Origin of the sequence: Paeniglutamicibacter antarcticus, assembly GCF_039544305.1 — a bacterium.
Taxonomy (GTDB): domain Bacteria; phylum Actinomycetota; class Actinomycetes; order Actinomycetales; family Micrococcaceae; genus Paeniglutamicibacter; species Paeniglutamicibacter antarcticus_C.
In genome coordinates this window covers 21,540-43,769 of sequence record NZ_BAABLK010000004.1, presented here as the reverse complement: position 1 = coordinate 43,769, position 22,230 = coordinate 21,540, and the positions used below count along the sequence as shown (strand labels likewise).

Genomic DNA, 22,230 nt, shown 5'->3' with positions numbered 1-22,230 from the left:
ACGGTCCGCAAGACCGATATGAGGTCGCTCCGCCGGCGTCCCCGCAAAGGGTTAACGGCGGCTGTCGACTCCAGCCAACGTGAGGAGAAAACATGTACTCCCTAATCAATGAGCCGGCGAATCACGAGCGCCTGCCGGGCGGCACGACGATGCCCCCGGAACACGCTCCCGAACCGGAACCGCCCCCGGGTCCTCCCGCCCCGGCGCCGGCACCCGAGCCCGGCTTCCCGCCGGATGCGCCCCCGGGCCCGCCTCCGGCGCCATCACCGGAACCGGATCCGTTCCCGGCACCTGGTCCCGGCCCGGTGCCCGGCCCCGATCCCATGCCGAACCCGGACCCCACGACCCGTTAGCCGCCCCGAGCCCACGGGCATTGCGCGTGCACCGTGTTGTGGCCCCGGCATTGTCTCGAGCCGATGCCCCAGGCAGCAGTATCAGCGAAGCCGGGTGAGCTCGCGGGGAAAAGGACTCGCTGGCCGAATCGAACCCGGCAGGGGATTGCTATTGAGCGCGCCCGGTGATTGGCGGTGGCTCAGTGGCCGGTTGGGCGTATGCAAGGGTTTGGCAGGAACTCGCTCAAAAAAATAAGCACGGATGCGGAACCTGGTCACAGGTTCCGCATCCGTGCTTTATCCAACATCCAGCGCGTGGAGGCTAGATTCGTGCAGCCTCCAGAGGCTGAGTATGTTGCGCGTTATTCGGCCGATTCCTTGTCGGGGTCGACGTTGGTGGCCGGTCCGCCCGGCGTGGCGCCCCCTTCGTCGGACCAGTCATGGCCGGTCTCTGCGCCCAAGGCAGGATCCGAGACACTGTCCTTTGGCTTGGTTGGCTCGTTCTTGGAGTTGCCCTGTTCGGTCTTATCGCTCATAGCTTGTTTCTCCTTTGTTTGTGCTGGCGGGGACTGCTCCCCGGCGGTACTGCCGGCCCTGCGTTGCTTTCTGCACCGGGCCAGAGGCCGTCGCCTTCCATCGTAGAACGGTTCTGCCCTCAAACCGTCGCAGCGACATAGTGCCACTTTGCCTCGTTGCTCGGTGTTGGGCAACTGTGGTTCGGTGCCCGATCCCGTCCCCAGGCGGACCGGATGCCCGGCTAGGATCCGGTGTCCGGGTCCATGGCGGAGTAATACCTGTCCAGCAGGTCCTTGGCATGGTGGTTGAGTTCCGCCGCAGGATCGATGTTCGGTGCGCGCTTGATCACGTCCTTGGGGAACCGGACCTGCAAGTGGCCATCGGTGAACACGGCGCCTGAGAGCGGGACCAAGCATTCCTCGGATCCGAACAGGCCAACGTGGACGGACACGAAGTCCGGATCCCCGGTGTTCCGGTCGACAAAGATATTGCCCATGGTGCCGACCTTCTCCCGGTTTGGGCCGTAGACGGTGCTCTTGGCTTTCTTCAACGTGTTCAGGTAGTCCTCGCCGGGCATGACACTGTCCTCACCGGATGGTCCTCCCGGGCGCTTTCACCGGGGCCATCTGGTCGGTGGCACCGCAGTCCGCGACGTACCAAGGCAGGCATGTGGTGGTCGTGCACCCGCCCCGGGCATCCACCCCAAGCAAAGCACCGTGCGCACCCGCTTTCAAGGGGCAAGGGCTTGGGAGGCAAAGAGCAAGGGCCCGGTTCCCCGAGCGGGGAACCGGGCCCTTGCCATCGTGGCAGGTGCCGTGGACCTAGGCCAGCTTCAGGACCTTGTCGGTCTCTGCGCGGACTTCTGTGTAGAGCGAGGCGTTCTCATTGAGCTTCACACCGTAGGACGGGATGATCTCCTTGAGCTTGGGCTCCCAGGAAGCGAACTGCTTGGGGAAGCAGCGGCCCAGCAGCCCGATCATGATCGGGGTCGCGGTGGAGGCCCCGGGGGATGCACCGAGCAGCCCTGAGATGGTGCCGTCATCGGAGGTGATGACCTCGGTGCCGAACTGCAATACCCCGACCTTCTTCGGATCCTTCTTGATGACCTGGACACGTTGCCCGGCGGTGATCAATTCCCAGTTCTCGTCCAGCGCGCTGGGCAGGTACTCGTGCAGGGCATCGATCTTGCTGCCGCGGGACTTGAGCACCTCCTTGACCAGGTACATGGTCAGGTCAAGGTTGTCCTTGCCCACGGCCAGCATCGGAAGGATGTTGTGCGGGCGGATGGACAGCGGAAGGTCCATCAACGAGGAGGTCTTCAGGAAGTTGGTGGAGAAGCCGGCGTAGGGGCCGAACATCAGCGAGCGCTTGCCATCGACGTAGCGGGTGTCCAGATGCGGAACGCTCATCGGCGGGGCACCGACCGAGGCCTGGCCGTAGACCTTGGCGTGGTGCTGTTCGATGATCGAGTCCTCGGTGCAGCGCAGGAACTGGCCCGAGACCGGGAATCCGCCGAAGCCCTTGATTTCCTTGATGCCCGACTTTTGCAACAGGCCCAGGGCGCCACCGCCGGCTCCGACGAAGACGAACTTCGCGTTCACCGTGTGCTTGGCCTTGGTGGCGTTGTTCCGCACGGTGATGCCCCAGCCGCCGCGGTTGCGACCGATGTCCGTGACGCGGTGGCCGAAGTTGACCTCGACACCATCGGCGGCGAGGCTTTGGGTCATCTGCTTGGTGAGCGAACCGAAGTCCACGTCGGTTCCCGAGGTGACCCGCGAGGCTGCCACCGGCTCGGATTCATCACGTCCCTTGGCCACCAGCGGCGTCCAGGAAGCGATGGTGTCCAGGTCCTCGGTGTGTTCGATCTCGTTGAACAGCGTGTTGGGCTTCAGGGCCTCGTAGCGCGTCTTGAGGAACTTCTGCGAGTCTTCGCCCAGGACGAAGCTCATGTGCGGCAGCGGGTTGATGAAGCTGGCGGGATCCTCCACCACCTTGTTCTTCATCAGGTGGGAGAAGAACTGGCGCGTGACTTGGTACTGCTCATTGATCTTTACAGCCTTGGCGGGGTCGACGCTGCCGTCGGCTTCAAGGGCGGTGTAGTTCAGTTCGCACAGGGCGGAGTGGCCGGTGCCTGCGTTGTTCCAGGGATCGGAGGACTCGAGGCCCGCCTGGTCAAGGTTCTCGAAAAGTCCAATGCTCCACCCCGGTTCCAATTGCTTGATCAGGGTACCGAGCGTGGCGCTCATGATACCGGCGCCGACAAGGACGACGTCGAATGACTGCTGGGTGGATTCAGAAGGCACGAGGGGGATCTCCATTGAAAGTTCTTCTAGACTCTAGGCAAGGTTAGCGTGGCGCGGCAGGGTCCGGGAAATTGGGGCCTTGGCACGTGATGTTTAGGTGGCGAGTTTCACGTCCGAGAACACTTCGTCCAGAACCGGTGAGGAAGGGTAGTACTTCACCGTGTCGTTGAACGCCAGAGCCGAAATCGGGAAGGCCAGGGGCAGTGCGGGAAGGTCGGTGGCCAGCGTGTTGGAGAGCTCCTCGTATGCGGTCACGCGGTCCTGGCCGGCCGGCATGGACCGGGCCAACAGCACCTGGGCCGAGAGGATCGGGGAGTCGTAGTCGAACTGCTTGCCGTTGGAGGTGAACAGCGCGCCCATGAAGTCATCGGGGTCCCTGTAGCCGCCGTTGAAGCCCAGCAGGTGCAGCCCCGGGACCTCCCCGGAGCGGACCTTTGCCACGTACCCGTCGGTCCAGTCGATGGGCATCGGCGCCACCTTGATGCCGGCCACCGCCAGTTGGCGTGAGATCTCGGCGTAGATGAGTTCGGGCAGCGGCAGGTAGGCCCGGGAGATGTTCAGCGGGTAGAGGAACGGGATCGGGGTGCCGTCGTAGCCGCAGGATTCGAGCAGCTCGGCGGCGCGGGCGGCATCGGGACCGAAGTAGGTATCCGAGGACTTCACCCCCAGCGAGGCGGGCAGGAAACCGCGGGCTTCCTTGGTCCCGGAGATGAAGAACTGCTCGATGATCTTCTGCCGGTCGATGCAGTGGGCGACGGCGCGGCGGAATTCGTCCTTGGCCAGCCACTCATCCTTGCGGTTCATGCCTAGGTAGGTCACCGAGTAGGGGTCGCGCTGGACCACCAGCTTGCCGTCGCGCACCAGTTCGCGCAGTCCGGTCACCGTGACCATGTCAAAACCGTCGACCTTCCCGTGGGTCAGCGCGCCCAGGCGTGCGGCGGGGGTGCGGTTCTCGTGGAAGGTCACCAGCGTGGGGGCCGTGGGGTTCGCCTCGAGGGTGGCAGCGCCCCAGTATTCCGGGAAGCTGCGCAGCGTGATCGCGTCGTCCTTCCAGGTGAGGAACTGGAAGGGGCCTGTGCCCACGGGGTGCGTCGAGAGGACCGAGACCCTTCCTCCGACCTCCGGCGCGGTGGCCAGGGCCGTGGGGGATGCAATGGCCATCCCCGGCAGGGTGAGGGCCTCGATGAGCCCGGTGATGGGCTTGCGCAGCGTGAGCACCACCGTGTGGGTGTCGGCGGCCTTAATGGAGCCGAAGTAGCTGGCGCTGCCCCCGGAGCCCGCCCCGACGAACGGATGGGCCTTGAGCTGGTCGTGCAACGCTGCCAAGATCTCTAATTGCGCGGTGTGGTGGGCCTCGGCCTGCGGCTCGACGACCTCGTTTCCGGAGGCATCCTTGGTCGGCTTGGGACTGGGCAGTGTCTTGGGCAGCTGGGGCAGCCGTTCGTTGGGCCTAAAGACCTGGGTGAAACCTTGGTCCGAGTTCTCGCGCTCCGCAGCCGGGAGCGTTGCCCAGTGCTCGAAGTTGGTGACAACGGCGTCGGCGTCGAAATCGGTGCCGTCGTGGAACTTGACCCCGCGGCGCAGGATGAAGGTGTATTGAAGCCGGTCCGGGCTCGCGATCCAGTCGGTGGCCAGCAGGGGGATGGGGGCTCCGGTCTCGCGGTCCACCCCCACCAGACCCTCGTAGAGTTGCCGGGTGACGCGGAAGGTCTCGTTGTCACCGGAAATCGCCGGGTCAAGGGTCGCCGGAGTCGCGGCCGTGCCGAAGTGGAACGGACGGATCGCCGGTTCGGCGCTGCCGGTGGGGCCGGGAGCCGGGGGCACGTCCTTGGGGATGCAACCGCTCAGTGCCAGGGCGCCCAGGCCCAGTCCGCCTGCCAGGAAGACACGTCGGGAGGCACCGTGGCGTGCTTCACTGTGCTGCTTGCTTGGCACCAAAGACTCCTCGATTGTGTTTTGGGCCCGTTCCCGTCGCGGCCCCGTACTTGGTTCAAACGAACAGGGCCCCCGGAAATCTCCGGGGGCCCTGCGCGATGCCATTGGTCCCCGTTGGGATTCCCTTGGCTTTGTAGTGCGAGCGGGGGGACTTGAACCCCCACGTCCGAAGACACTGGAACCTAAATCCAGCGCGTCTACCAATTCCGCCACGCTCGCAAGGCAGCGAACTGCTTTCGAAGTTCGGCAGGAATTAGTCTAGCTGAGATTATCTTGGGGCTTTGACGTTTTTGGGCCGTGGGTGGAACTTTACTTCGAATCCAGGCCCAAATCACGACGTAGTTTCGCAACGTGTCCGGTGGCGCGCACGTTGTACTGGGCCAAGGTGACGATTCCGCTTTCGTCCACCACGATGGTGGAACGGATCAGGCCCTCGTAGATACGGCCGTAGTTCTTCTTCTCGCCCCATGCGCCGTATGCGGCAGCAACCGCGTGCTCTTCGTCTGCCAACAGCGGGAAGCTCAGTTCCTGGTTGGCGGTGAAGGTGGCCAGCTTCGCCGGGGCGTCGGGGGAGATGCCCACGACCTGGTATCCGGCGGCCTTGAGAGGCTCGAGGGAATCGCGGAAGTCGCAGGCCTGCTTGGTGCAGCCCGGGGTCGACGCGGCCGGGTAGAAGTACACGATGGTCTTGGCTCCGCGAAGCGAATTCAGCGAAACCTCCTGCCCCTGGGCATCGGGCAGGGTGAAGTCCGGGGCGACGTCGCCGCTTGAGAGGCGGATGGGCTCGGCCGTGTTTGTCTCACTCATGGCTTTGGGGTGCTCCTTGGTGCGTATGGGAGATTCGAAAAGCGCGCGGGTTGCCACTTCCGGATCTGTTGGTGGGCGGGTTCTCCCCAAAGCCTATCCAAGGTGCACGTCGATTGGCGTGTTTGCACCGCGAGGCAGCGCGCGGAGAAAATCTAGCAACCGGGTCCGCCGTGACCTGTATGCCAACGACGCCGGAGGCATCGGCAGCGCGGTGTTGCAGGAAAGAACCCGTGCACCCACGGGCAGGCAGCCGCGCTCCTCACCCAGGTACTCCCAGATGCCCGGAAGCAGCGTTGTTCCTGGCGTGATCCCGGAAACCACGGAGGCCAAGGGCGTGGGTTCGCAGGAATACCGCAGGAAGCAAGCCAGTTGTTCGTGAAGGGAAGGAAGCTGCCGGCGTGACGGTCCGGCCTTGGAAGGAACCGGAGAAAGCGAAAGACCCGACCTGTTTGAAACAGATCGAGTCCTTCTTCCTGTGCACCCCTCGGGACTTGAACCCGAAACCTACTGATTAAGAGTCAGTTGCTCTACCAATTGAGCTAGAGGTGCATTCTTCGCGTGGCCCGGCGCTCCTTGCGGAACCCGTCCTTGCGACGCAGATAATCATAACCAGAAAGTGGGCAGGAAATAAAATCGGCGAACAACTTGCCCCGATAGCGCATGGTTCGCCGGATTCTCGCGGTCCTCGGCACTCTTGCGGCCGTCCTCCTGGCGGAAGTCAACGAGAGGGACCCGTATCGGACACTGTGATGATGAGCACATTGGATGGAATCCGATTCCGTCCCCATGCGCGGATGAGTGATCCGGGTGCCGGCATCTTGGATTGCGGTTGGTCATCCGCGAGTGATCGGTCGTTGAACAGCGGTGCGTTGTGGTCATTGGTGGCGGCGTGTTTGGACTGCCATGTGGACGCCGATGCGAAAAGCCCGGTTCGCTGTGGCAAACCGGGCTCTTCCGTATGTGCACCCCTCGGGACTTGAACCCGAAACCTACTGATTAAGAGTCAGTTGCTCTGCCAATTGAGCTAGAGGTGCGACTGTTGTTCTGCTCGAAGCTCGTGGCTCTTGCGCTTTGCAACGAGAAGAAACACTACCAGCTGGGATGTCGATTGCAAGCCCAGCACCGGCTTTGGGATTGAGGTCACAAAATTGTTTTGAGTAGCGTCTTTGCGGTTCCCGGCCCGGTGGCAAGTTTGCACTGTTTCGCGAGTCGCAGGTGCCGGTGCGCGGCGGTGACTTGGTCTTGGGGCCGCCCGATGCAGCGGCCTAGGCTGGGAGGCATGAAGCCGATTCGCGTTGTCACCTTTCCCACTTCCGAACTTCTTGAGGCAGTTGGCCCGTTACCCGATGGGCTCCGAGCAGGTGTTTGGGACATCAGCGGGAAGCCCGTAGGGGTTGGGTTGGAGGACATCGATGCCGTGATCCTGCCGTACATGGCGGATTTCTCGAAGCTCCAAGGCATCACGGCGGCGCGGAACCTCAAGCTTGTCCAGACCCAGACCACCGGATACGACGGAGTGCACGACCTGGTGGGCCCCGGGGTTGCCGTGGCCACCGCCGCCGGTGTCCACGCAGCGTCCACGGCCGAGCTGGCCGTCGGGCTGGCCATCGCCTCGCTGCGGGGGATTGGGGAGTCGGTCCGTGACCAGACAAGGAACCACTGGAACCCCGGGCGCTGGCCGGGATTGGCCGACCGCAGGGTCGCCGTGGTTGGAGTCGGCGGCATTGGCGAAGAGATCCGCAAGCGGCTGGATCCTTTCGAGGTCGAGCTGAGCCGCTTCGGCACGTATGCACGCACCGATGAACACGGCGAGGTCATGGGGATCGATGAGCTGATGGATAAAGCCAGCGGTATCGAGGTGTTGATCCTGATCGTTCCGCACAAAGAAAGCACCCACCATCTGGTAGGGGCCGAACTATTGGCCCGGCTTCCCGATGGTGCGGTCGTGATCAACGTCGCCCGCGGCCCGGTTGTTGACACCGATGCGCTGGTCGCGGAGCTGAAGACCGGCCGGCTTCGTTGCGCCTCGGATGTCTTTGATCCCGAGCCCCTGCCTGAGGACCACCCGATCTGGGCGTTGCCCAATGCATTGGTCGTTCCCCACAACGGGGGGAACACCGAAGCGTTCCTGCCCCGGATGACGTCCTTGCTCAAGCGCCAGATGCTGGCTTGGGCACAGGGGGAATCAAGTGAGAACCTGGTTGCCGATCCGGCAGGGGGAAAAGGGTAAGCTGCCCGAGGAACCGCAGCGGCGCAAAAGCGCGGTTCCCGATTCGGAATAAACCTTCGGATTCCCTTGACCAGCCTCGGGGACACGGGGCTACGGTAGGGATGGTGGAGCCGCGCAAGCAAACCATGTCCATGCGGTCTCGCGGTGAACCACCGGAAAGTTCATGTTCCATCGATCGTGTCCAGCTGCGGCACCGAACGAAAGCGAGTCAGGCATGACCACCCCAGTGCCCGAGCCCACCCAGGCCAGGAAGCCGAACACAAACGCAGACCCGGGCCACCCGCAGGGCACCGCGTTGACCACCAGCCAAGGCGCGGTCCTGCGGGACACCGACCATTCCCTCAAGGCCGGACCGAGGGGCCCGGTCCTGTTGCAGGACCACCACCTGAGGGAAAAGATCACGCACTTCGACCATGAGCGGATTCCCGAGCGTGTGGTCCACGCCCGCGGGGCCGGCGCCCACGGGACCTTCACCAGCTACGGCACCGGATCACGCATCTGCAGTGCGGCATTCCTGGCCGAGGGAGTGAAGACCCCGCTATTTGTCCGGTTCTCCACCGTGGCCGGTTCCAGGGGATCGGCCGACGCGGTGCGTGACACCCGCGGCTTCGCCACCAAGTTCTACACCGAAGAGGGCGTCTTTGACCTGGTGGGCAACAACATGCCGGTGTTCTTTATCCAGGACGCCATCAAGTTCCCCGACGTGGTGCACTCGGTCAAGCCGCACCCCGATCTGGAAATACCCCAGGCGCAGTCCGCGCATGACACCTTCTGGGATTTCGTTTCCCTGCACACCCAGGCCCAGGCCCACGCGATGTGGGTCATGAGTGACCGGGGGATCCCGAGATCCTTCCGGATGATGGAGGGGTTCGGCGTGCACACCTTCCGGATGATCGCGGCCGACGGGCAAAGCTCGTTGGTGAAGTTCCATTGGAAGCCGAAGCTCGGCGTGCATTCCCTGGTCTGGGAAGAAGCGATGCTGGCCAACGGGGCGGACCCGGACTTCCACCGTCGTGATCTTTCCGATGCGATCAAGGCCGGTGCGTTCCCCGAGTGGGAACTGGGACTGCAGGTCTTCGAGGATAACGAGGGGCAGTCCTTTGACGGCATCGATTTGCTCGATCCCACCAAGTTCGTCCCCGAGGAGCTGGTGCCCATCCAAATGGTGGGCAAGATGGTGCTGGATCGGAATCCCAGCAACTACTTTGCCGAAACTGAGCAGGTGGCCTTCCACCCCGGGCACCTGGTGCCGGGGATCGATGTCACCAACGATCCGCTGCTCCAGGGACGGCTGTTTTCCTACATCGACACGCAGATCACGCGGCTGGGCGGACCGAACTTCTCCCAGCTGCCCATCAACCTGCCCCACGCGCCGGTCAACGACATGCTGCGCGACGGCATGCACCAGACCTACATCCACGAGGGCATCGCCCCCTACCATCCCAATTCGCTCGATGGGGGATGTCCCTACCAGGCAGGGGAGGGTGACAATTCGAAGATGCCGTTCATCGACTTCCCGGAGCTGGTGGCCGAATCCGTGAAGGGACGCAGCAACCCGGTGTCCTTTGACGACCATTTTAGCCAGGCACGCATGTTCTACCGGAGCCTACAGGCCCACGAACGTCGCCATGTGCAGCAGGCCTACTCCTTTGAGTTGGGCAAGTGCGCCAGCGAGGTCATCCGTGCGCGGCAGCTGCAGGCGCTAGCCAACATCGATGTCCAGCTGTGCGCAGCCGTGGCACGGGAGTTGGGCTTGCCGGTTCCCGGGGCCGACACCGAGGTGGTGGACCGTGAACCGTGTCCCTCGGTCTCGCAAGCCCTGGGCAGCTGGCCGGTGGATGGACGCATCCTGGGTATCGTGGCCAGCCACCACACGGAGGCCTCCGTCATCGAGACCCTCGTCGCCGCGGCGAACCATGCGGGTTTTCAGCCGCTGCTTCTCTCTTCGGTCGGCGGCAGCCTCGCCGATGGTTCGCCCGTGGACAGGACGTTGCTCACCGCCAGGTCCATTGAATTCGATGCACTTCTCATCGCCGATTTCTTGGTGCCGGTAGCAGGGGCAAAGGTCGATTCGGACACCAAGGCCGGAGCGGTGCGGCCTCCGGGCGCCATAGGGTTTGACCCCCGCTTGGTCTTGCTGTTGCAGGAGACCTACCGCCAGTCAAAGGCCATTGTGGCGGTGGACCAGCCAGAGTCCTTCTTTCAGGATTTGGGACTGGAAGGGACCGGGCCGGGACTGGTGCATGCTTCGGTCCCCGACGCGGTGCCCGGGGCTGTGGCGCTGTTGGCCACCCACAGGGTCTGGGAACGGTTTGATGAATCCGGCCCTGTCCCGAAGGACAGCGCGAGGGCCTGAAAGGCAAATGCTCCCCCGTTCCGCGGAACGGGGGAGCATTTGCGTCGGGCTTGTGGATCCCTGGGGTGGTTCTACTTCTCGATGTCCGGATCCACGCCCTTGGCGTCGCTCGCACCGGTGTGCGGTTCCGAGGGGCGGGTGGCCGTGGTCTCGGGGTTTGCAGCGCGGCGGACCACGATTGCTGCGACGATGCCGATCACTGCCAAGGAACCTAAAACGACCCAGGTGCCTGATGCACAGGACTTCTTGCTGCCGGCCTTCTTTTGCGCTCGTTTGAGCGTGGACTCAATGGACTTGCGTGCCTGGCGTGCCTTCTTGCGGTTACCTGTCACCGTGGCCAGGACATCCTCGGAGGCCTTGGCGATCCCTGCCGGGTCCACGCGGTCCACCGCTTGGCGAACGGTGTCCTCCAGCGCGCTGGGGTAGTCCGCCTTGGCTTTCTTGGCCCAGGTCTTGAGCTGCTTCTGGATGGTTTCCATCTGCTTGTCGATGTTGATGTCGTTCATTGCTGAATCATCTCCGTTGCTCTTGTGCGGTTGCCATGCACGGGAAAAGGGTTTCCCTGCATGGTCCCTTTGGCTAGTGGTTGAGGCGTTTGTCTGCGGCACTTGCACGGCTACGCAGCTGGATGATGCGTACCGCACCGGCAATCGCCACCACCGCTGCGCCGCCTATCGCGGCAATCAGCATGGCGATGCCCAGGGCAAGTTCCCCCTGGAACCCCAAGAAGGTCACGGTGGTTTGGACCTGGTTCTGGATCATGAAGATCACCAAGAGGATCGCGACGATGATCGCCACGATGGTGAACGTCCAGATAACCCCGGCACGGGTTGTTTGCTGCACCGTCTTCGCTGTCCTTTGGGGCTTTGCAGCCGCCGGGGGGAGGTGTTCGGGCTTGCCGGTGGCAGGCTCGAGTTCGCCGGTGGCAGGCACCGTTGAACCTGCTGCAGGCCTCGGTGTATCTGGGCTTGTGGCTGGCTTCGGCTCAGCGGCTTCCCATGGTTCTTCAACCATCATGTCCCCGTTTCTCTATCCTGTGCCGACCGCAGGGACTGCGGAACGGCGGCGTTGGCCGGGAAAATGGCTCCCTGTGGCCAACTTATGCGTATAGCGGTGATGTCGCAAGTCCATTTGTTCCCGTGTTCTAGCTATTCGGCCTGCCGGTTTGCGTGCTGGTTCCCGTGTCAAGGCTGTGCAGGTAGGCGGCGAATCCGGTGCCGACCCGCCCCTGGATCCGACCCGAAGTGATCGCATGAAGCTGACCCGTGGCCAGGATCCTGGCTCCGTGGGCGCGTAGACGATCGACCAGGAGGACATCCTCGTCCACGGGGACCGGGGGGAAGCCGCCAACGGCGCGGTACTCCGAGGCCCTGAAGCCCAAGTTTGCTCCGTGGACGTGGTTGTGGCCCTCATGGCTGCGGTGCTCGCGCCGCCATGCGGCGAACAAGGTCTCGCCCAATTCATTCCTGTCGGGTTCCACGGTTCCGGTGACAGCGTCGTGGCCGGATTCGGCCAGTTCCACCGTGCGTGTGAGCCAGTGCGCCGGGACCTGGGTGTCCGCATCGGTGCAGGCTATCCACGTTTCGTGGAGCGATCTGTCCGGGGGGACGCAGCTTGAGAGTGCGGCTAGCGCATTCTCGATTCCGCTCGCACGGCTGGACCCGACGGACCCGAAGTCGACGGATATCACGGTTATCCTCTTGTCCCTGGCCGCATGGGAAGCAGCCACCAAAGCCGATGAATCCTGGCATTGGTCCAGGACGACGGTGAGGTTGACCGTGATTTGCGGGCGGGCGCGGTGCAACTGTTCCATGGCAAGGCGCACGTGGTCCAGGCAGAGACCCAGCAATTTTTCCTCGTTGCGTACGGGGACCACGACCACCACGGCACCGAGCGCGTCATCCATCGCCGCCGCCGGTCTTCTCAAAGATCTCCAGCAGGAAGTCCGCTTCACGGTGGAGCACCTTGGCGTCCATGCCCAAGCGGTGTGCGGCGGCATGGACCTGCTCCCCGTCCAGCGGCCATCCGTGCACCGGATGCAGCCAGTGGCACAGCAGCAGGTGGCCCCCGGGAGCGAGTGCTTCGTGGCAGCGGCCCAGGAGTAGATCAAGTTCATCGGGCGCCAAGAAGTAGCCGATTTCAGAGACCACCACCAGCTCCTGGGTACCTGGTGCGGTATCCGGGAACTGGTGCGGCAGCACCGCATGTACCAGTGTCACGTGCGGCATGCCGGTCAACCGCTCACGTGCTGCCTTGAGGGCAACACCGCTGGCGTCAACGGCGACCAGCACGTCGGTGCGCCCGGCCAGTTCGCCGGTCAGGACCCCGATCGAGCAGCCGAGCTCCATGGCTGTGCAATACCGCGCCTTGGGCAGCGAGGCGATGGTGACGGCCCGCTTGCGTTCCTCATAGGGGCTGCCCAGGTAGTGCCAGGGATCGGGTGTACGGGTATAGAGGCTGTCAAAGGTGGTGGTTGCCGTACCCGAGTCCTGCAACCCGGGTGCGGTGAACCGGAACGTTTCACTGCCGCGTTCGAAGTGTTCCAGGAAGGGCCCGTGCAGCAGCGTGGCATCCTCGGGTGCCCCGGACAGCGGCGCAATCTGCGAGCGGTGCATTTCCATGGCGCGGCGCTTGGCCGCCAGGGCCTCGGGATCCAGCACCAGTGAGTTCCACCGCGTCCACCGCGCATCTTGCTCCGGTAGCGCCCAATGCCAGTACCAGATCGGGTATTCCAGCAACCCGAGGTGCAGTTCCTGTGCAACCCGGGCCGCGAGTGCGCCGAGGGTGTCGTGGTCGGTGTGTCCGTCGTGGCGGTAGGGGGCCACGACGAGGGTGTCACCGGCTGGGACTGCCGTGTGGAGTGCGGCTTCAAGCTTGCCGGTGTGCTCGGCAAGGGAACCGTCCGCAAAGCCCAGCATTTCAAAGGTGAGGATGCCGGCATCTGGGATGTGGGGTTCTAGCGCCGCGAGCGCGGCGGCCAGCTCCAGGGCACGGATACGCGCCAAATCACTGGGTCGGTGGGTGGGCGAATGCGGATGCGAGGCTTCACCGGCCGTGGCAACGATGACGTGCACCGGGGAACCTGCACGTAGTGCCTGGTGGATCAAGCCTGCCGCGCCCAGCGTCTCGTCGTCGGGATGGGCGGAAAGGACCAGTAAAGGATGTCCGAAACAGGGCATACCGATTGCAGGCACGGCGGCCAACATGCCTACCCCCGATTCCTGCCAGCTGCTTTCGGACGTGCCGCTGTCCTCGTGGTTGAAGCTCACCATGGGCCGATACCTTTGTCCGTCGATCCGGAAGCCTCCAGGAGCAGTGTCCCTAGGGCAGCGTCGTCCCGGGCGGCATGGTGCTGCCTGAGGTAGATTCCCAGGTCAGCAATCCGCTGTGCATGGGAATGGTCAAAGCCCAATGGCGCGGGCCCCAGGGACTGTCCCGCCAAGGTGATCAGGCGTTCGCAGATCCCGGCTACCAGCCCACGGACCCGTTGGGCGGTAACCCAGTCCAGGGTGCCGGCGTCGGCGGACTGTGCCGCAACGTGCAGGGCCGTTGCGCCAGCGGCCAGCAGCCGGTCCGCTTCACCGAGCCATGCCAAGGCCAACTGGTCCGGCTCACGTGCCTGGGCGGCAGCGAAGAGCGTGCGGAAGATCCCCACGGCGCCTCCAAACCAGCAGGCGGCGACTGCGACACCGCCGACGGCAAATCCCGGCCGATCAAGATACCAATCGGTTGCTCCCACAGGGGTGGCCGGAACCTGGTCGAAGGACACCGCTTCGCTGGGGATCCGGTGCAGGCCGTGGCTGGTCCAGGTACCTGCATGTGGGCTCACTCCCGGTTGCTTCAGATCCACGGAAAACGCCCGCCGCCCGCCGGGGACATGGGCAGTGACAACAGCATGGTCCAGCGTCCCTGCCAAGGAGCACCACGGTTTCTCACCCGCCAGGTTCCAGCTGGCTGAAGGCTCGGCGGGTGCCGTGGCAGCGAGTTTCCGCTGGCCCTCAGCGGCAAAGACTCCCCAGCTGGTCCCCGGGGTCCAGCGGATTCCTGCTTGTGCCAGGATTGCGGCGGCATCCAGATGCGGCTCCACTGCGCGGGCGGCAACCAGGTCGATACTGCCGAGCGTTGCCAAAAGTTCCCATAGTCCCAGGGTTTGCCCGCGGCCAGGGATCGGAGGATCTTGGGCCGAAGTGCGCAAAAGCTCCAAGAGCGGCGACGGCTCGCCGTGGCATTCTTGGGCTGCTTCGACCAAGGAATCGATCAGGTCCCACCCAAGGCTCATGGCGGGGCTCCCTGGGGCCAAGGAGACGAAAAGGCTGTTCATGGGTTGTCACGTCTTTCACATGGACAAGAAAACGGATAGAGGGCTATTTTTCCGAAGGCAGGGAGGTCCGAAGGGTCCGATCCGTGGGGCCGGGTCTAGGACTTGGGTCTTTCAGACGCGTCGCCAAGAAGCGTGCCAGGCTGGTGCCGTTTCAGAATTGCGGGTGTTTCTTCAAGCCCTTTGGTGGATTGACGGTTCATGACGTGAGCGTATGAGCTAGCGAGCCCCAGGTAAAGGAACTTGCACCGTGTCGTGATGCGGGATTTTTGGGGTCTGTTGCGGCTGCTGGCGGACGGATCCAGTGTTAACGATGTGAGGGTTGCTCCGGCGTGAGCCGGGGCAACCCTCACATTCTGAAGTGCTTAGGCTTTCTTGCGCGTCAACAGTCCCCAGATAACGAGGACAATCAATGCTCCGCCGATCGCCAGCAACCATGTGGATAGCGACCAGAACTCATCGACTCCGACGTTGAAGATCGCTGAACCAATCCAGCCACCCAGGACGGCGCCAACGACACCGAGCACGAGCGTGGCCAGCCAGCCGCCGCCTTGGTCGCCTGGTTTGATGGCCTTTGCAATAGCTCCGGCAATCAGTCCTAGAACAATCCAACCAATGAAACCCATAACTATTCTCCGTTCGGATGAAGGTTCAGTTTAAGCATCATTGTTGCGATGCACATTTCGATCTTACCGCGAAAGAATCAGCGAAGGGTACTGGCAATGAGGTGTTTTGATATTACGATCTGGTGATCGAAAACTTTTTTCTCGTACGGGTCCCATACATGAATTCGGTAGCCGGCCTCGAAACTCAGGGGGCTAGCGGCGGCGGGGCGGACTCGCGTGACGCCGAGTGGCAGCAGTGAATCCATGAAGCAAGATGTGAGGTAAAGATTTAACTGAATGCTAATTCCTCGGCCTTTTCAGCATTCTTCCAGATATGCCACGCCCACATCCGTAAACCCCGAATCCCGCGGGAACATTCCATGAAAGGTACGCCTGGAGCAGTAGAGCGTTGCGCGCCTGATGCGCCGGGCCTACGGTAGAGGCACCCTTGAAAGTCCCGAAACCTGCCAAGACGGGAGGCAGCAGTGAAGACCAATGCACGAATGTCCCACAGCGCCGTGGGGATACCGGTCAGGATGCCTGATGCGTTATTGGGAGCCACAGCTGTGCCCCCTTTGCTTGTAGCCCTCGTTGCCCATTCCAACGCCACCATGGAATCAAGCCGTCTGCTGTGGCCTTCGGGCCTGGGATCCCGGAGGGGACAAAAGCATGGGAGCCGCACCCGGAAATCCACCGGGCAGGAAACCGATCATGCATTCGCGGGCAACGGCGGCACGCAAGTGAACCAACCGTGCGACGTTCAGGAACCAGATTTCCCCCTTGATGCTGGATTCTGGTTTTCGCTGTTCGGGGCCTTCCAGAAACAGACCCGCCGCGGCAGGAGGGCCTGCAGCACCGTTCATGTATGCTCGCCGGACAATTGGGGAGCACCCATGACCATGATGTGGATGAACCAACCCAAGGGTGTGGATTCAACGAACCAAACATGTCCACACGCCATAACGAACCACCAGGAACGGAGCATGCCATGACGCAGCAGCCAGGGGAAACCCCCAGACGGCCTTTCTTGAAAAGGCGCGGCATGGGGCTCGTGATCACCGGCATTTTGTTGATGATCCTCTTCGGGATTTACATCATTGTGGGCAAGTCGCCCGGGGAAGGACTTGCCACCCCGGTGTGGCTTGGCGTGGCGCTGGGCCTGATCATGACTGGTTTCGGGGTATACCGGCTGATCGCCGGCCCCGGCACGCTTGATCACCCAGAGGGCGGGACGAACAACGAGCCGATGTGAACCGCGCTGCTTCCGCCCCCAACAGGGCCGCATGAGAACAAGAAGAGCAGCAAAGGCACCAACACCTACCACGTCACCATGAAGGAGCAACGCATGTCACTGAACACACCGGAATTCGAGCCACGCAAGGACTACGAGGCAGAAGGCAATCCCTTAGACGGGCGCGACGGGCAACCCGTGGAGGAGGGTTCCTCGGATGACCCACGCGCCCTTTCGACCATGGACCCGCTGCGCGATGAGGAACTTGAAGTCGACGAGCTTGCGGGCCATGAGGCACAGGCGGAGGGGGAACTTCCGTTCAGCGAGGCGGAGAGGATGGCAGCACAGGCCGATATGGAGCATGCCAGCGATGTCCGCGCGGGGGAGGGACAGCCGGACCTGTCGGACACAGCCGGTGCCCGGGTGCCACAGCCGAACGACGCGGCCGGGCAGGAAGCGGACGGCCTGGATGCACTGGGAAGGCCCCTTCCCGAGGACAGCCCCCAGGGCTAAGCACGCTGGGGGGCTCCCGTGGCACCTGATGAGAACAGGGTGCCTGTACCGCTGCAGCACGATCGCTGCGGTGCAGGCACATGCCTAGGTGGAAGCGGGGACCGTGGGATCGAGCTGGTCCATGAACGAGTTCATGAAGTCGACGAATTCCGCCGCGTCGTCTTCCTGCAGCAGGATTTCGCTGCCGGACTCCGTCTCGCCCGGGAGGTTCAGTGACAGCACGGACGGGACGTTAAAGCGGAAGACGCGGCCGGTGCTGTTTCCCACCTCGTAGCCGCCATCTGAAACCAGGGCCACGTGGGAAACGTTGGTGTTGTCCACCGAGATCGCGCGCTCGGATGGCAGCAGGTTCTTGGGGTTCAGCGGGCAAAGCACAAGTTCGGCCGGCTCCCGGCGGAAGCCGATCACCTTCAGGCCCGCGGAGCCTGAGGTGCCTGAGGCTGCCACCAGGTTGTAGCTGCCGAAGTTGGGGATCTGCGAATCGAAGGCCCTGTGCAGATGCTGCTTGAGTATGTCGTCGCTGGATTCAACGTTGAGTGTCTCCATTTAATCCACCCTATCGGCACCTGGCGCGCGCCAGGGTGTCCTATTCTCCGGGCGAAATGTGTCGGCGCGCCGTCACGGGTTCGAAGTCGGTGACCGGGGGTTCTAGAATCGATGCCATGAGCCAGGACACTACCCCAGACATAAAACCCCGCAGCCGGATCGTCACGGACGGAATCCATGCAGCCCCGGCCCGCGGAATGCTTCGCGCCGTTGGCATGGGTGACGACGATTTCTCCAAGCCGCAGATCGGCGTTGCAAGCTCGTGGAACGAGATCACCCCGTGCAACCTTTCGCTGAACCGCCTGGCGCAGGGCGCCAAGGAAGGAGTCCACGCAGGTGGCGGCTTCCCGATGCAGTTCGGCACCATTTCCGTCTCTGACGGCATCTCCATGGGACATGAGGGAATGCACTTCTCTTTGGTCTCCCGCGAGGTTATTGCCGACTCCGTGGAGGTCGTCATGCAGGCCGAGCGGATCGACGGCTCGGTCCTTTTGGCTGGTTGCGACAAATCCCTTCCGGGCATGCTCATGGCAGCAGCCCGCTTGGACCTTGCCTCTGTGTTCCTGTACGCCGGTTCCATCATGCCCGGCTGGGTCAAGCTGGAGGACGGAAGCGAAAAGGAGGTCACCCTCATTGACGCCTTCGAGGCCGTGGGCGCCTGCGCCGCCGGCAAAATGAGCGAAGCAGACCTCACCCGCATCGAAAAAGCGATCTGCCCCGGCGAAGGAGCCTGCGGCGGCATGTACACCGCCAACACCATGGCTTGCATCGGCGAAGCCCTGGGCATGTCCCTGCCCGGCTCGGCCGCCCCGCCCTCGGCGGACCGCCGCCGCGACATGTTCGCCCGTGCCTCGGGCGAAGCCGTGGTTGAACTGCTGCGCAAGGGCATCACCGCCCGCGACATCATGACCAAGAAGGCCTTCGAGAACGCCATTGCCGTGACCATGGCCTTCGGCGGTTCCACCAACGCCGTGCTGCACTTGCTGGCCATCGCCCGCGAAGCCGAGGTCGATTTGACTCTCGCTGACTTCAACCGCATCGGCGACAAGATCCCGCACTTAGGTGACCTGAAGCCCTTCGGGCGCTACGTGATGACCGACGTGGACAAGATCGGCGGTGTCCCGGTGATCATGAAGGCGCTGCTGGATGCCGGCCTGATCCACGGTGACTGCCTGACCGTCACCGGCAAGACCGTTGCCGAGAACCTCGCGGAGATCAACCCGCCGGATGTCGATGGAAAGATCCTGCGGTCGTTGGACAACCCGATCCACAAGACCGGCGGCATCACCGTGCTGCACGGTTCGATGGCACCGGACGGCGCGGTGGTGAAGTCCGCTGGCTTCGACGCCGACGTCTTTGAGGGCACCGCGCGGGTGTTCGAACGCGAACAGGGCGCGCTCGAGGCCCTGGATGCGGGCAAGATCGCCGCCGGCGACGTCGTGGTCATCCGTTACGAAGGACCCAAGGGCGGCCCGGGCATGCGCGAGATGCTGGCCATCACCGGCGCCATCAAGGGTGCCGGGCTGGGCAAGGATGTCTTGCTGCTCACCGACGGACGCTTTTCCGGTGGCACCACCGGGCTGTGCATCGGCCACGTGGCACCGGAGGCCGTTGACGGGGGCCCGATCGCGTTCGTCAAGGACGGGGACAGGATCCGCGTGGACATGGCGGCCCGTTCCTTCGACCTGTTGGTCGATGAGGCGGAGCTCGAAACCCGCAAGGTCGGCTGGGAGCCTTTGGCCGCCAAGTTCACCACCGGTGTGCTGGCCAAGTACGCCAAGCTGGTCAAGTCCGCCTCCACCGGCGCATACTGTGGCTAGGCGATAGACCGCGCAGATCGATGGGTGGACGCTTCGGCGTCCACCCATCGGACAGTAGTCTCATATAATGAGATTACAGGTGCGGGTGTTTGACTCCGGATGCGGCGGCGACCACACTGGAAGAATGCATAATCGCACCGAACTACTACTAGTTATCAAGCGCTGAGCTTGGGCCCCTCCGGCAGTACCATGGAGGGATTCGGTGACGCGCAAACCCCATTCGCCGCAAGGTGCCTTTGGGGTTTTTTTATGTGCAGGGTCAGAAGAGATAGAGAAGGAATAATCCCATGAGTAACGGAACACCTGCCAGCCCAGGGCTGGTGGCAAAAACCGCCAACCGTAGCAAGGATGCCGCTGTCTCTTCCAACGTGGAAGCGTCGAGCCTGGTCCAGGGCCCGAACAACATCGTTGCTCCCACGGCGATGACTGGCTCACATGCCATCGTCCGCTCACTGGAAGAATTAGGCGTCAAGGACGTCTTCGGGTTGCCCGGCGGGGCCATCATGCCAACGTACGACGCCCTGATGGACTCGACCAAGATCAACCACATCCTGGTCCGCCACGAACAGGGCTCGGGCCACGCGGCCCAGGGCTACGCCATGGTCACCGGGGAAGTCGGGGTGTGCATAGCCACCTCCGGCCCCGGGGCCACCAACCTGGTCACCGCCATTGCCGACGCGCACATGGACTCGGTGCCCATTGTGGCCATCACCGGACAGGTACACAGCGCCTTCATGGGCACCGACGCCTTCCAGGAAGCAGACATCGTGGGCATCACCATGCCCATCACCAAGCATTCCTTCCTGGTCACCAAGGCCGCGGACATCCCGCGGGTGTTGGCGTCCGCCTTCCACATCGCTTCCACCGGACGCCCCGGACCGGTGCTGGTGGACATTACCAAGGACGCCCAGCAGTCGGGGATGGACTTCTCCTGGCCGCCGAAGGTCGACCTGCCCGGCTACAAGATCGTGGTCCGCGGGCACAACAAGCAGGTGCGCGAGGCAGCCAAGCTGATCGCCGCGGCTTCCAAGCCGGTGTTCTACGTCGGCGGCGGGGTGATCAAGGCTCACGCATCCAATGAGCTCAAGGAATTGGCGGAGCTGGTAGGAGCCCCGGTGGTCACCACCCTGCAGGCCCGCGGCGCCTTCCCGGATTCCCACGAGCTTCATGTGGGAATGCCCGGCATGCACGGATCGGTCTCCGCGGTCACCGCGCTGCAGCAATCGGATTTGCTCATCACCCTGGGCGCACGCTTCGATGACCGGGTCACCGGGGTGCTGCCGACCTTCGCACCCAACGCCAAGGTCATCCACGCGGACATCGACCCGGCGGAGATCTCCAAGAACCGCACGGCGGACATCCCGATCGTCGGTTCGGCCAAGGAAATCATCCCCGAGCTCACCGAGGCCTGCCGCGCACGCTTTGCCGAGACCGGCACACCGGACATCTCCTCCTGGTGGTCCACCATCGGCCGGCTGCGCTCAACCTACCCGATCGGCTACACCGAGACCCACGACGGGCTCTCCGCCCCGCAGAACGTGATCCAGCGGATCGGTGAGCTCACCGGACCCGAGGCCGTGTACGTCTCGGGCGTGGGACAGCACCAGATGTGGGCAGCGCAGTTCATCAAGTACGAGCGCCCGCACGCTTGGCTGAACTCCGGGGGACTGGGCACCATGGGCTACTCGGTACCCGCGGCCATGGGCGCCAAGGTCGGTAACCCCGACCGCGTCGTGTGGGCCATCGACGGGGACGGCTGCTTCCAGATGACCAACCAAGAGCTTGCCACCTGCGTCATCAACAACATCCCGATCAAGGTCGCGATCATCAACAACTCTTCCTTGGGCATGGTCCGCCAGTGGCAGACCCTGTTCTACGACTCGCGCTACTCCAACACGGATTTGAACACCGGACACGGCACCGCGCGCGTCCCGGACTTCGTGAAGCTCGCCGACGCCTATGGTTGCGTGGGCCTGCGCTGCGAACGCGACGAGGACATCGACGCGACCATCAAGGCGGCCTTGGAAATCAATGACCGCCCGGTCGTCATCGACTTCGTGGTCTCGCGGGACTCCATGGTCTGGCCCATGGTCCCCTCCGGCGTGAGCAACGACCAGATCCAGATTGCTCGCGGCATGACGCCCGAGTGGGAAGAAGAGGACTAGGAAAACATGGCACGTCACACTCTTTCCGTACTCGTCGAGGACGTCCCGGGCGTCCTGACGCGCGTGGCCGGGCTCTTCGCCCGCCGTGCGTTCAACATCCACTCGCTCGCCGTGGGCCCCACCGAGATCAAGGGCCTGTCCAGGATCACCGTGGTGGTCGACGCCGAGGGCGATCTACTCGAGCAGGTCACCAAGCAGCTTAACAAACTCATCAACGTCATCAAGATCGTTGAACTGATGCCCGATGCCTCGGTGCGCCGCGACCACATCCTGGTCAAGGTCCGTGCCGATGCAGCAACCCGGCTGCAGGTCACCCAGGCCGCAGACCTCTTCCGCGCCTCGGTGGTGGACGTGTCCACCGACTCGCTCATCATCGAGGCCACCGGAAACGCCGAAAAGATCCATGCGCTGCTTGCGGTGCTCGAACCGTTCGGCATCCGCGAGATCGTCCAGGCAGGCACACTTGCCCTGGGCCGTGGCTCCAAATCGATGTCGGACCGCGCACTGCGCTCCGTCTCTGCCTAAAGCACTCATCTTTACACTGATTACCAAG

The 22,230-nt window shown here is 63.3% G+C and carries 19 protein-coding genes and 3 tRNA genes; 7 read left to right on the top strand and 15 right to left on the bottom strand.

Features of this window, described 5'->3' with window-relative positions; genetic code table 11:
• Positions 1 to 694 precede the first annotated feature (694 nt).
• The 8 genes from ABEA12_RS00655 to ABEA12_RS00620 form a co-directional block, all read right to left on the bottom strand.
• A complete protein-coding gene (locus ABEA12_RS00655; RefSeq protein WP_210102717.1) occupies positions 695 to 868 on the bottom strand; it encodes a hypothetical protein in 174 nt (57 codons plus the stop codon).
• Between the two features lie 221 nt (positions 869 to 1,089).
• A complete protein-coding gene (locus ABEA12_RS00650; RefSeq protein ID WP_210100537.1) occupies positions 1,090 to 1,425 on the bottom strand; it encodes a PRC-barrel domain-containing protein in 336 nt (111 codons plus the stop codon).
• A gap of 244 nt (positions 1,426 to 1,669) precedes the next feature.
• Positions 1,670 to 3,166, bottom strand: a complete 1,497-nt coding sequence (locus tag ABEA12_RS00645; RefSeq protein WP_210100538.1) for a malate:quinone oxidoreductase — start codon at positions 3,164 to 3,166, stop codon at positions 1,670 to 1,672.
• 78 nt (positions 3,167 to 3,244) lie between these two features.
• A complete protein-coding gene (locus ABEA12_RS00640; RefSeq protein WP_210100539.1) occupies positions 3,245 to 5,086 on the bottom strand; it encodes an ABC transporter substrate-binding protein in 1,842 nt (613 codons plus the stop codon).
• Between the two features lie 137 nt (positions 5,087 to 5,223).
• A tRNA-Leu gene (locus tag ABEA12_RS00635) sits at positions 5,224 to 5,305 on the bottom strand.
• A gap of 90 nt (positions 5,306 to 5,395) precedes the next feature.
• Positions 5,396 to 5,893 (bottom strand): thioredoxin-dependent thiol peroxidase, encoded by a 498-nt coding sequence (bcp, locus tag ABEA12_RS00630; protein WP_210100540.1) that lies wholly within the window; start codon positions 5,891 to 5,893, stop codon positions 5,396 to 5,398.
• A gap of 476 nt (positions 5,894 to 6,369) precedes the next feature.
• Positions 6,370 to 6,442 (bottom strand) — tRNA-Lys (locus ABEA12_RS00625).
• A gap of 412 nt (positions 6,443 to 6,854) precedes the next feature.
• Positions 6,855 to 6,927, bottom strand: a tRNA-Lys gene (locus ABEA12_RS00620).
• 245 nt (positions 6,928 to 7,172) lie between these two features.
• On the opposite strand from ABEA12_RS00620, the gene ABEA12_RS00615 reads away from it, so the two are divergent.
• Together ABEA12_RS00615 and ABEA12_RS00610 are read left to right on the top strand one after the other, a co-directional pair.
• Positions 7,173 to 8,123, top strand: coding sequence for a 2-hydroxyacid dehydrogenase (locus ABEA12_RS00615; protein WP_210100541.1), 951 nt, complete (start codon positions 7,173 to 7,175; stop codon positions 8,121 to 8,123).
• A gap of 214 nt (positions 8,124 to 8,337) precedes the next feature.
• The gene (locus ABEA12_RS00610) at positions 8,338 to 10,479 is read left to right on the top strand and encodes a catalase (RefSeq protein ID WP_210100542.1); all 2,142 of its coding nucleotides are present in this window, start codon (positions 8,338 to 8,340) and stop codon (positions 10,477 to 10,479) included.
• 71 nt (positions 10,480 to 10,550) lie between these two features.
• Here the strand turns inward: ABEA12_RS00610 and ABEA12_RS00605 are convergent, their stop codons facing one another.
• From ABEA12_RS00605 to ABEA12_RS00580, 6 genes are all read right to left on the bottom strand, one after another.
• Positions 10,551 to 10,985, bottom strand: a complete 435-nt coding sequence (locus ABEA12_RS00605; RefSeq protein WP_210100543.1) for a hypothetical protein — start codon at positions 10,983 to 10,985, stop codon at positions 10,551 to 10,553.
• A gap of 73 nt (positions 10,986 to 11,058) precedes the next feature.
• The gene (locus ABEA12_RS00600) at positions 11,059 to 11,322 is read right to left on the bottom strand and encodes a lipopolysaccharide assembly protein LapA domain-containing protein (protein WP_210100544.1); all 264 of its coding nucleotides are present in this window, start codon (positions 11,320 to 11,322) and stop codon (positions 11,059 to 11,061) included.
• Positions 11,323 to 11,623: 301 nt separating this feature from the next.
• Positions 11,624 to 12,385: a glycosyltransferase family 2 protein gene (locus ABEA12_RS00595; RefSeq protein ID WP_210100545.1), complete on the bottom strand. Its 762-nt coding sequence runs from the start codon at positions 12,383 to 12,385 to the stop codon at positions 11,624 to 11,626.
• Positions 12,378 to 13,751 (bottom strand): PIG-L family deacetylase, encoded by a 1,374-nt coding sequence (locus tag ABEA12_RS00590; protein ID WP_210100546.1) that lies wholly within the window; start codon positions 13,749 to 13,751, stop codon positions 12,378 to 12,380. The genes ABEA12_RS00595 and ABEA12_RS00590 overlap by 8 nt, the downstream gene beginning before the upstream one ends.
• On the bottom strand, positions 13,745 to 14,758 hold the full coding sequence (locus ABEA12_RS00585) for an acyl-CoA dehydrogenase (RefSeq protein WP_345465740.1): 1,014 nt from the start codon (positions 14,756 to 14,758) through the stop codon (positions 13,745 to 13,747). Before ABEA12_RS00585 ends, ABEA12_RS00590 begins: the two co-directional genes overlap by 7 nt.
• Positions 14,759 to 15,162: 404 nt before the next feature.
• Positions 15,163 to 15,423: a GlsB/YeaQ/YmgE family stress response membrane protein gene (locus ABEA12_RS00580; protein ID WP_210100548.1), complete on the bottom strand. Its 261-nt coding sequence runs from the start codon at positions 15,421 to 15,423 to the stop codon at positions 15,163 to 15,165.
• A 1,021-nt stretch (positions 15,424 to 16,444) separates the two neighbouring features.
• Here ABEA12_RS00580 and ABEA12_RS00575 point away from each other — a divergent pair.
• The gene (locus tag ABEA12_RS00575) at positions 16,445 to 16,654 is read left to right on the top strand and encodes a hypothetical protein (protein WP_210100549.1); all 210 of its coding nucleotides are present in this window, start codon (positions 16,445 to 16,447) and stop codon (positions 16,652 to 16,654) included.
• A gap of 93 nt (positions 16,655 to 16,747) precedes the next feature.
• The gene (locus ABEA12_RS00570; RefSeq protein WP_210100550.1) at positions 16,748 to 17,146 is read left to right on the top strand and encodes a hypothetical protein; all 399 of its coding nucleotides are present in this window, start codon (positions 16,748 to 16,750) and stop codon (positions 17,144 to 17,146) included.
• Between the two features lie 84 nt (positions 17,147 to 17,230).
• On the opposite strand, the gene ABEA12_RS00565 is transcribed toward ABEA12_RS00570, so the two are convergent.
• Positions 17,231 to 17,692 (bottom strand): hypothetical protein, encoded by a 462-nt coding sequence (locus ABEA12_RS00565; protein ID WP_210100551.1) that lies wholly within the window; start codon positions 17,690 to 17,692, stop codon positions 17,231 to 17,233.
• A 116-nt stretch (positions 17,693 to 17,808) separates the two neighbouring features.
• Between ABEA12_RS00565 and ilvD the strand changes: the two genes are divergently transcribed.
• The 3 genes from ilvD to ilvN all read left to right on the top strand — a co-directional run bounded on the left by ilvD (position 17,809) and on the right by ilvN (position 22,202).
• The gene (gene ilvD / locus ABEA12_RS00560; RefSeq protein WP_210100552.1) at positions 17,809 to 19,512 is read left to right on the top strand and encodes a dihydroxy-acid dehydratase; all 1,704 of its coding nucleotides are present in this window, start codon (positions 17,809 to 17,811) and stop codon (positions 19,510 to 19,512) included.
• Between the two features lie 287 nt (positions 19,513 to 19,799).
• Positions 19,800 to 21,677, top strand: a complete 1,878-nt coding sequence (locus ABEA12_RS00555; RefSeq protein ID WP_210100553.1) for an acetolactate synthase large subunit — start codon at positions 19,800 to 19,802, stop codon at positions 21,675 to 21,677.
• A 6-nt stretch (positions 21,678 to 21,683) separates the two neighbouring features.
• A complete protein-coding gene (gene ilvN, locus ABEA12_RS00550) occupies positions 21,684 to 22,202 on the top strand; it encodes an acetolactate synthase small subunit (protein WP_210100554.1) in 519 nt (172 codons plus the stop codon).
• The last annotated feature ends 28 nt before the right edge of the window (positions 22,203 to 22,230 follow it).

Bases quoted from the DNA above. Each gene is read 5' to 3' on its own strand.
- ABEA12_RS00655 (WP_210102717.1), bottom strand. From the start codon at position 868: ATGAGCGATAAGACCGAACAGGGCAACTCCAAGAACGAGCCAACCAAG.
- ABEA12_RS00650 (WP_210100537.1), bottom strand. From the start codon at position 1,425: ATGCCCGGCGAGGACTACCTGAACACGTTGAAGAAAGCCAAGAGCACC.
- ABEA12_RS00645 (WP_210100538.1), bottom strand. From the start codon at position 3,166: ATGGAGATCCCCCTCGTGCCTTCTGAATCCACCCAGCAGTCATTCGAC.
- bcp (WP_210100540.1), bottom strand. From the start codon at position 5,893: ATGAGTGAGACAAACACGGCCGAGCCCATCCGCCTCTCAAGCGGCGAC.
- ABEA12_RS00615 (WP_210100541.1), top strand. From the start codon at position 7,173: ATGAAGCCGATTCGCGTTGTCACCTTTCCCACTTCCGAACTTCTTGAG.
- ABEA12_RS00610 (WP_210100542.1), top strand. From the start codon at position 8,338: ATGACCACCCCAGTGCCCGAGCCCACCCAGGCCAGGAAGCCGAACACA.
- ABEA12_RS00605 (WP_210100543.1), bottom strand. From the start codon at position 10,985: ATGAACGACATCAACATCGACAAGCAGATGGAAACCATCCAGAAGCAG.
- ABEA12_RS00595 (WP_210100545.1), bottom strand. From the start codon at position 12,385: ATGGATGACGCGCTCGGTGCCGTGGTGGTCGTGGTCCCCGTACGCAAC.
- ABEA12_RS00590 (WP_210100546.1), bottom strand. From the start codon at position 13,751: ATGGTGAGCTTCAACCACGAGGACAGCGGCACGTCCGAAAGCAGCTGG.
- ABEA12_RS00585 (WP_345465740.1), bottom strand. From the start codon at position 14,758: ATGAGCCTTGGGTGGGACCTGATCGATTCCTTGGTCGAAGCAGCCCAA.
- ABEA12_RS00580 (WP_210100548.1), bottom strand. From the start codon at position 15,423: ATGGGTTTCATTGGTTGGATTGTTCTAGGACTGATTGCCGGAGCTATT.
- ABEA12_RS00575 (WP_210100549.1), top strand. From the start codon at position 16,445: ATGGGGCTCGTGATCACCGGCATTTTGTTGATGATCCTCTTCGGGATT.
- ABEA12_RS00570 (WP_210100550.1), top strand. From the start codon at position 16,748: ATGTCACTGAACACACCGGAATTCGAGCCACGCAAGGACTACGAGGCA.
- ABEA12_RS00565 (WP_210100551.1), bottom strand. From the start codon at position 17,692: ATGGAGACACTCAACGTTGAATCCAGCGACGACATACTCAAGCAGCAT.
- ilvD (WP_210100552.1), top strand. From the start codon at position 17,809: ATGAGCCAGGACACTACCCCAGACATAAAACCCCGCAGCCGGATCGTC.
- ABEA12_RS00555 (WP_210100553.1), top strand. From the start codon at position 19,800: ATGAGTAACGGAACACCTGCCAGCCCAGGGCTGGTGGCAAAAACCGCC.
- ilvN (WP_210100554.1), top strand. From the start codon at position 21,684: ATGGCACGTCACACTCTTTCCGTACTCGTCGAGGACGTCCCGGGCGTC.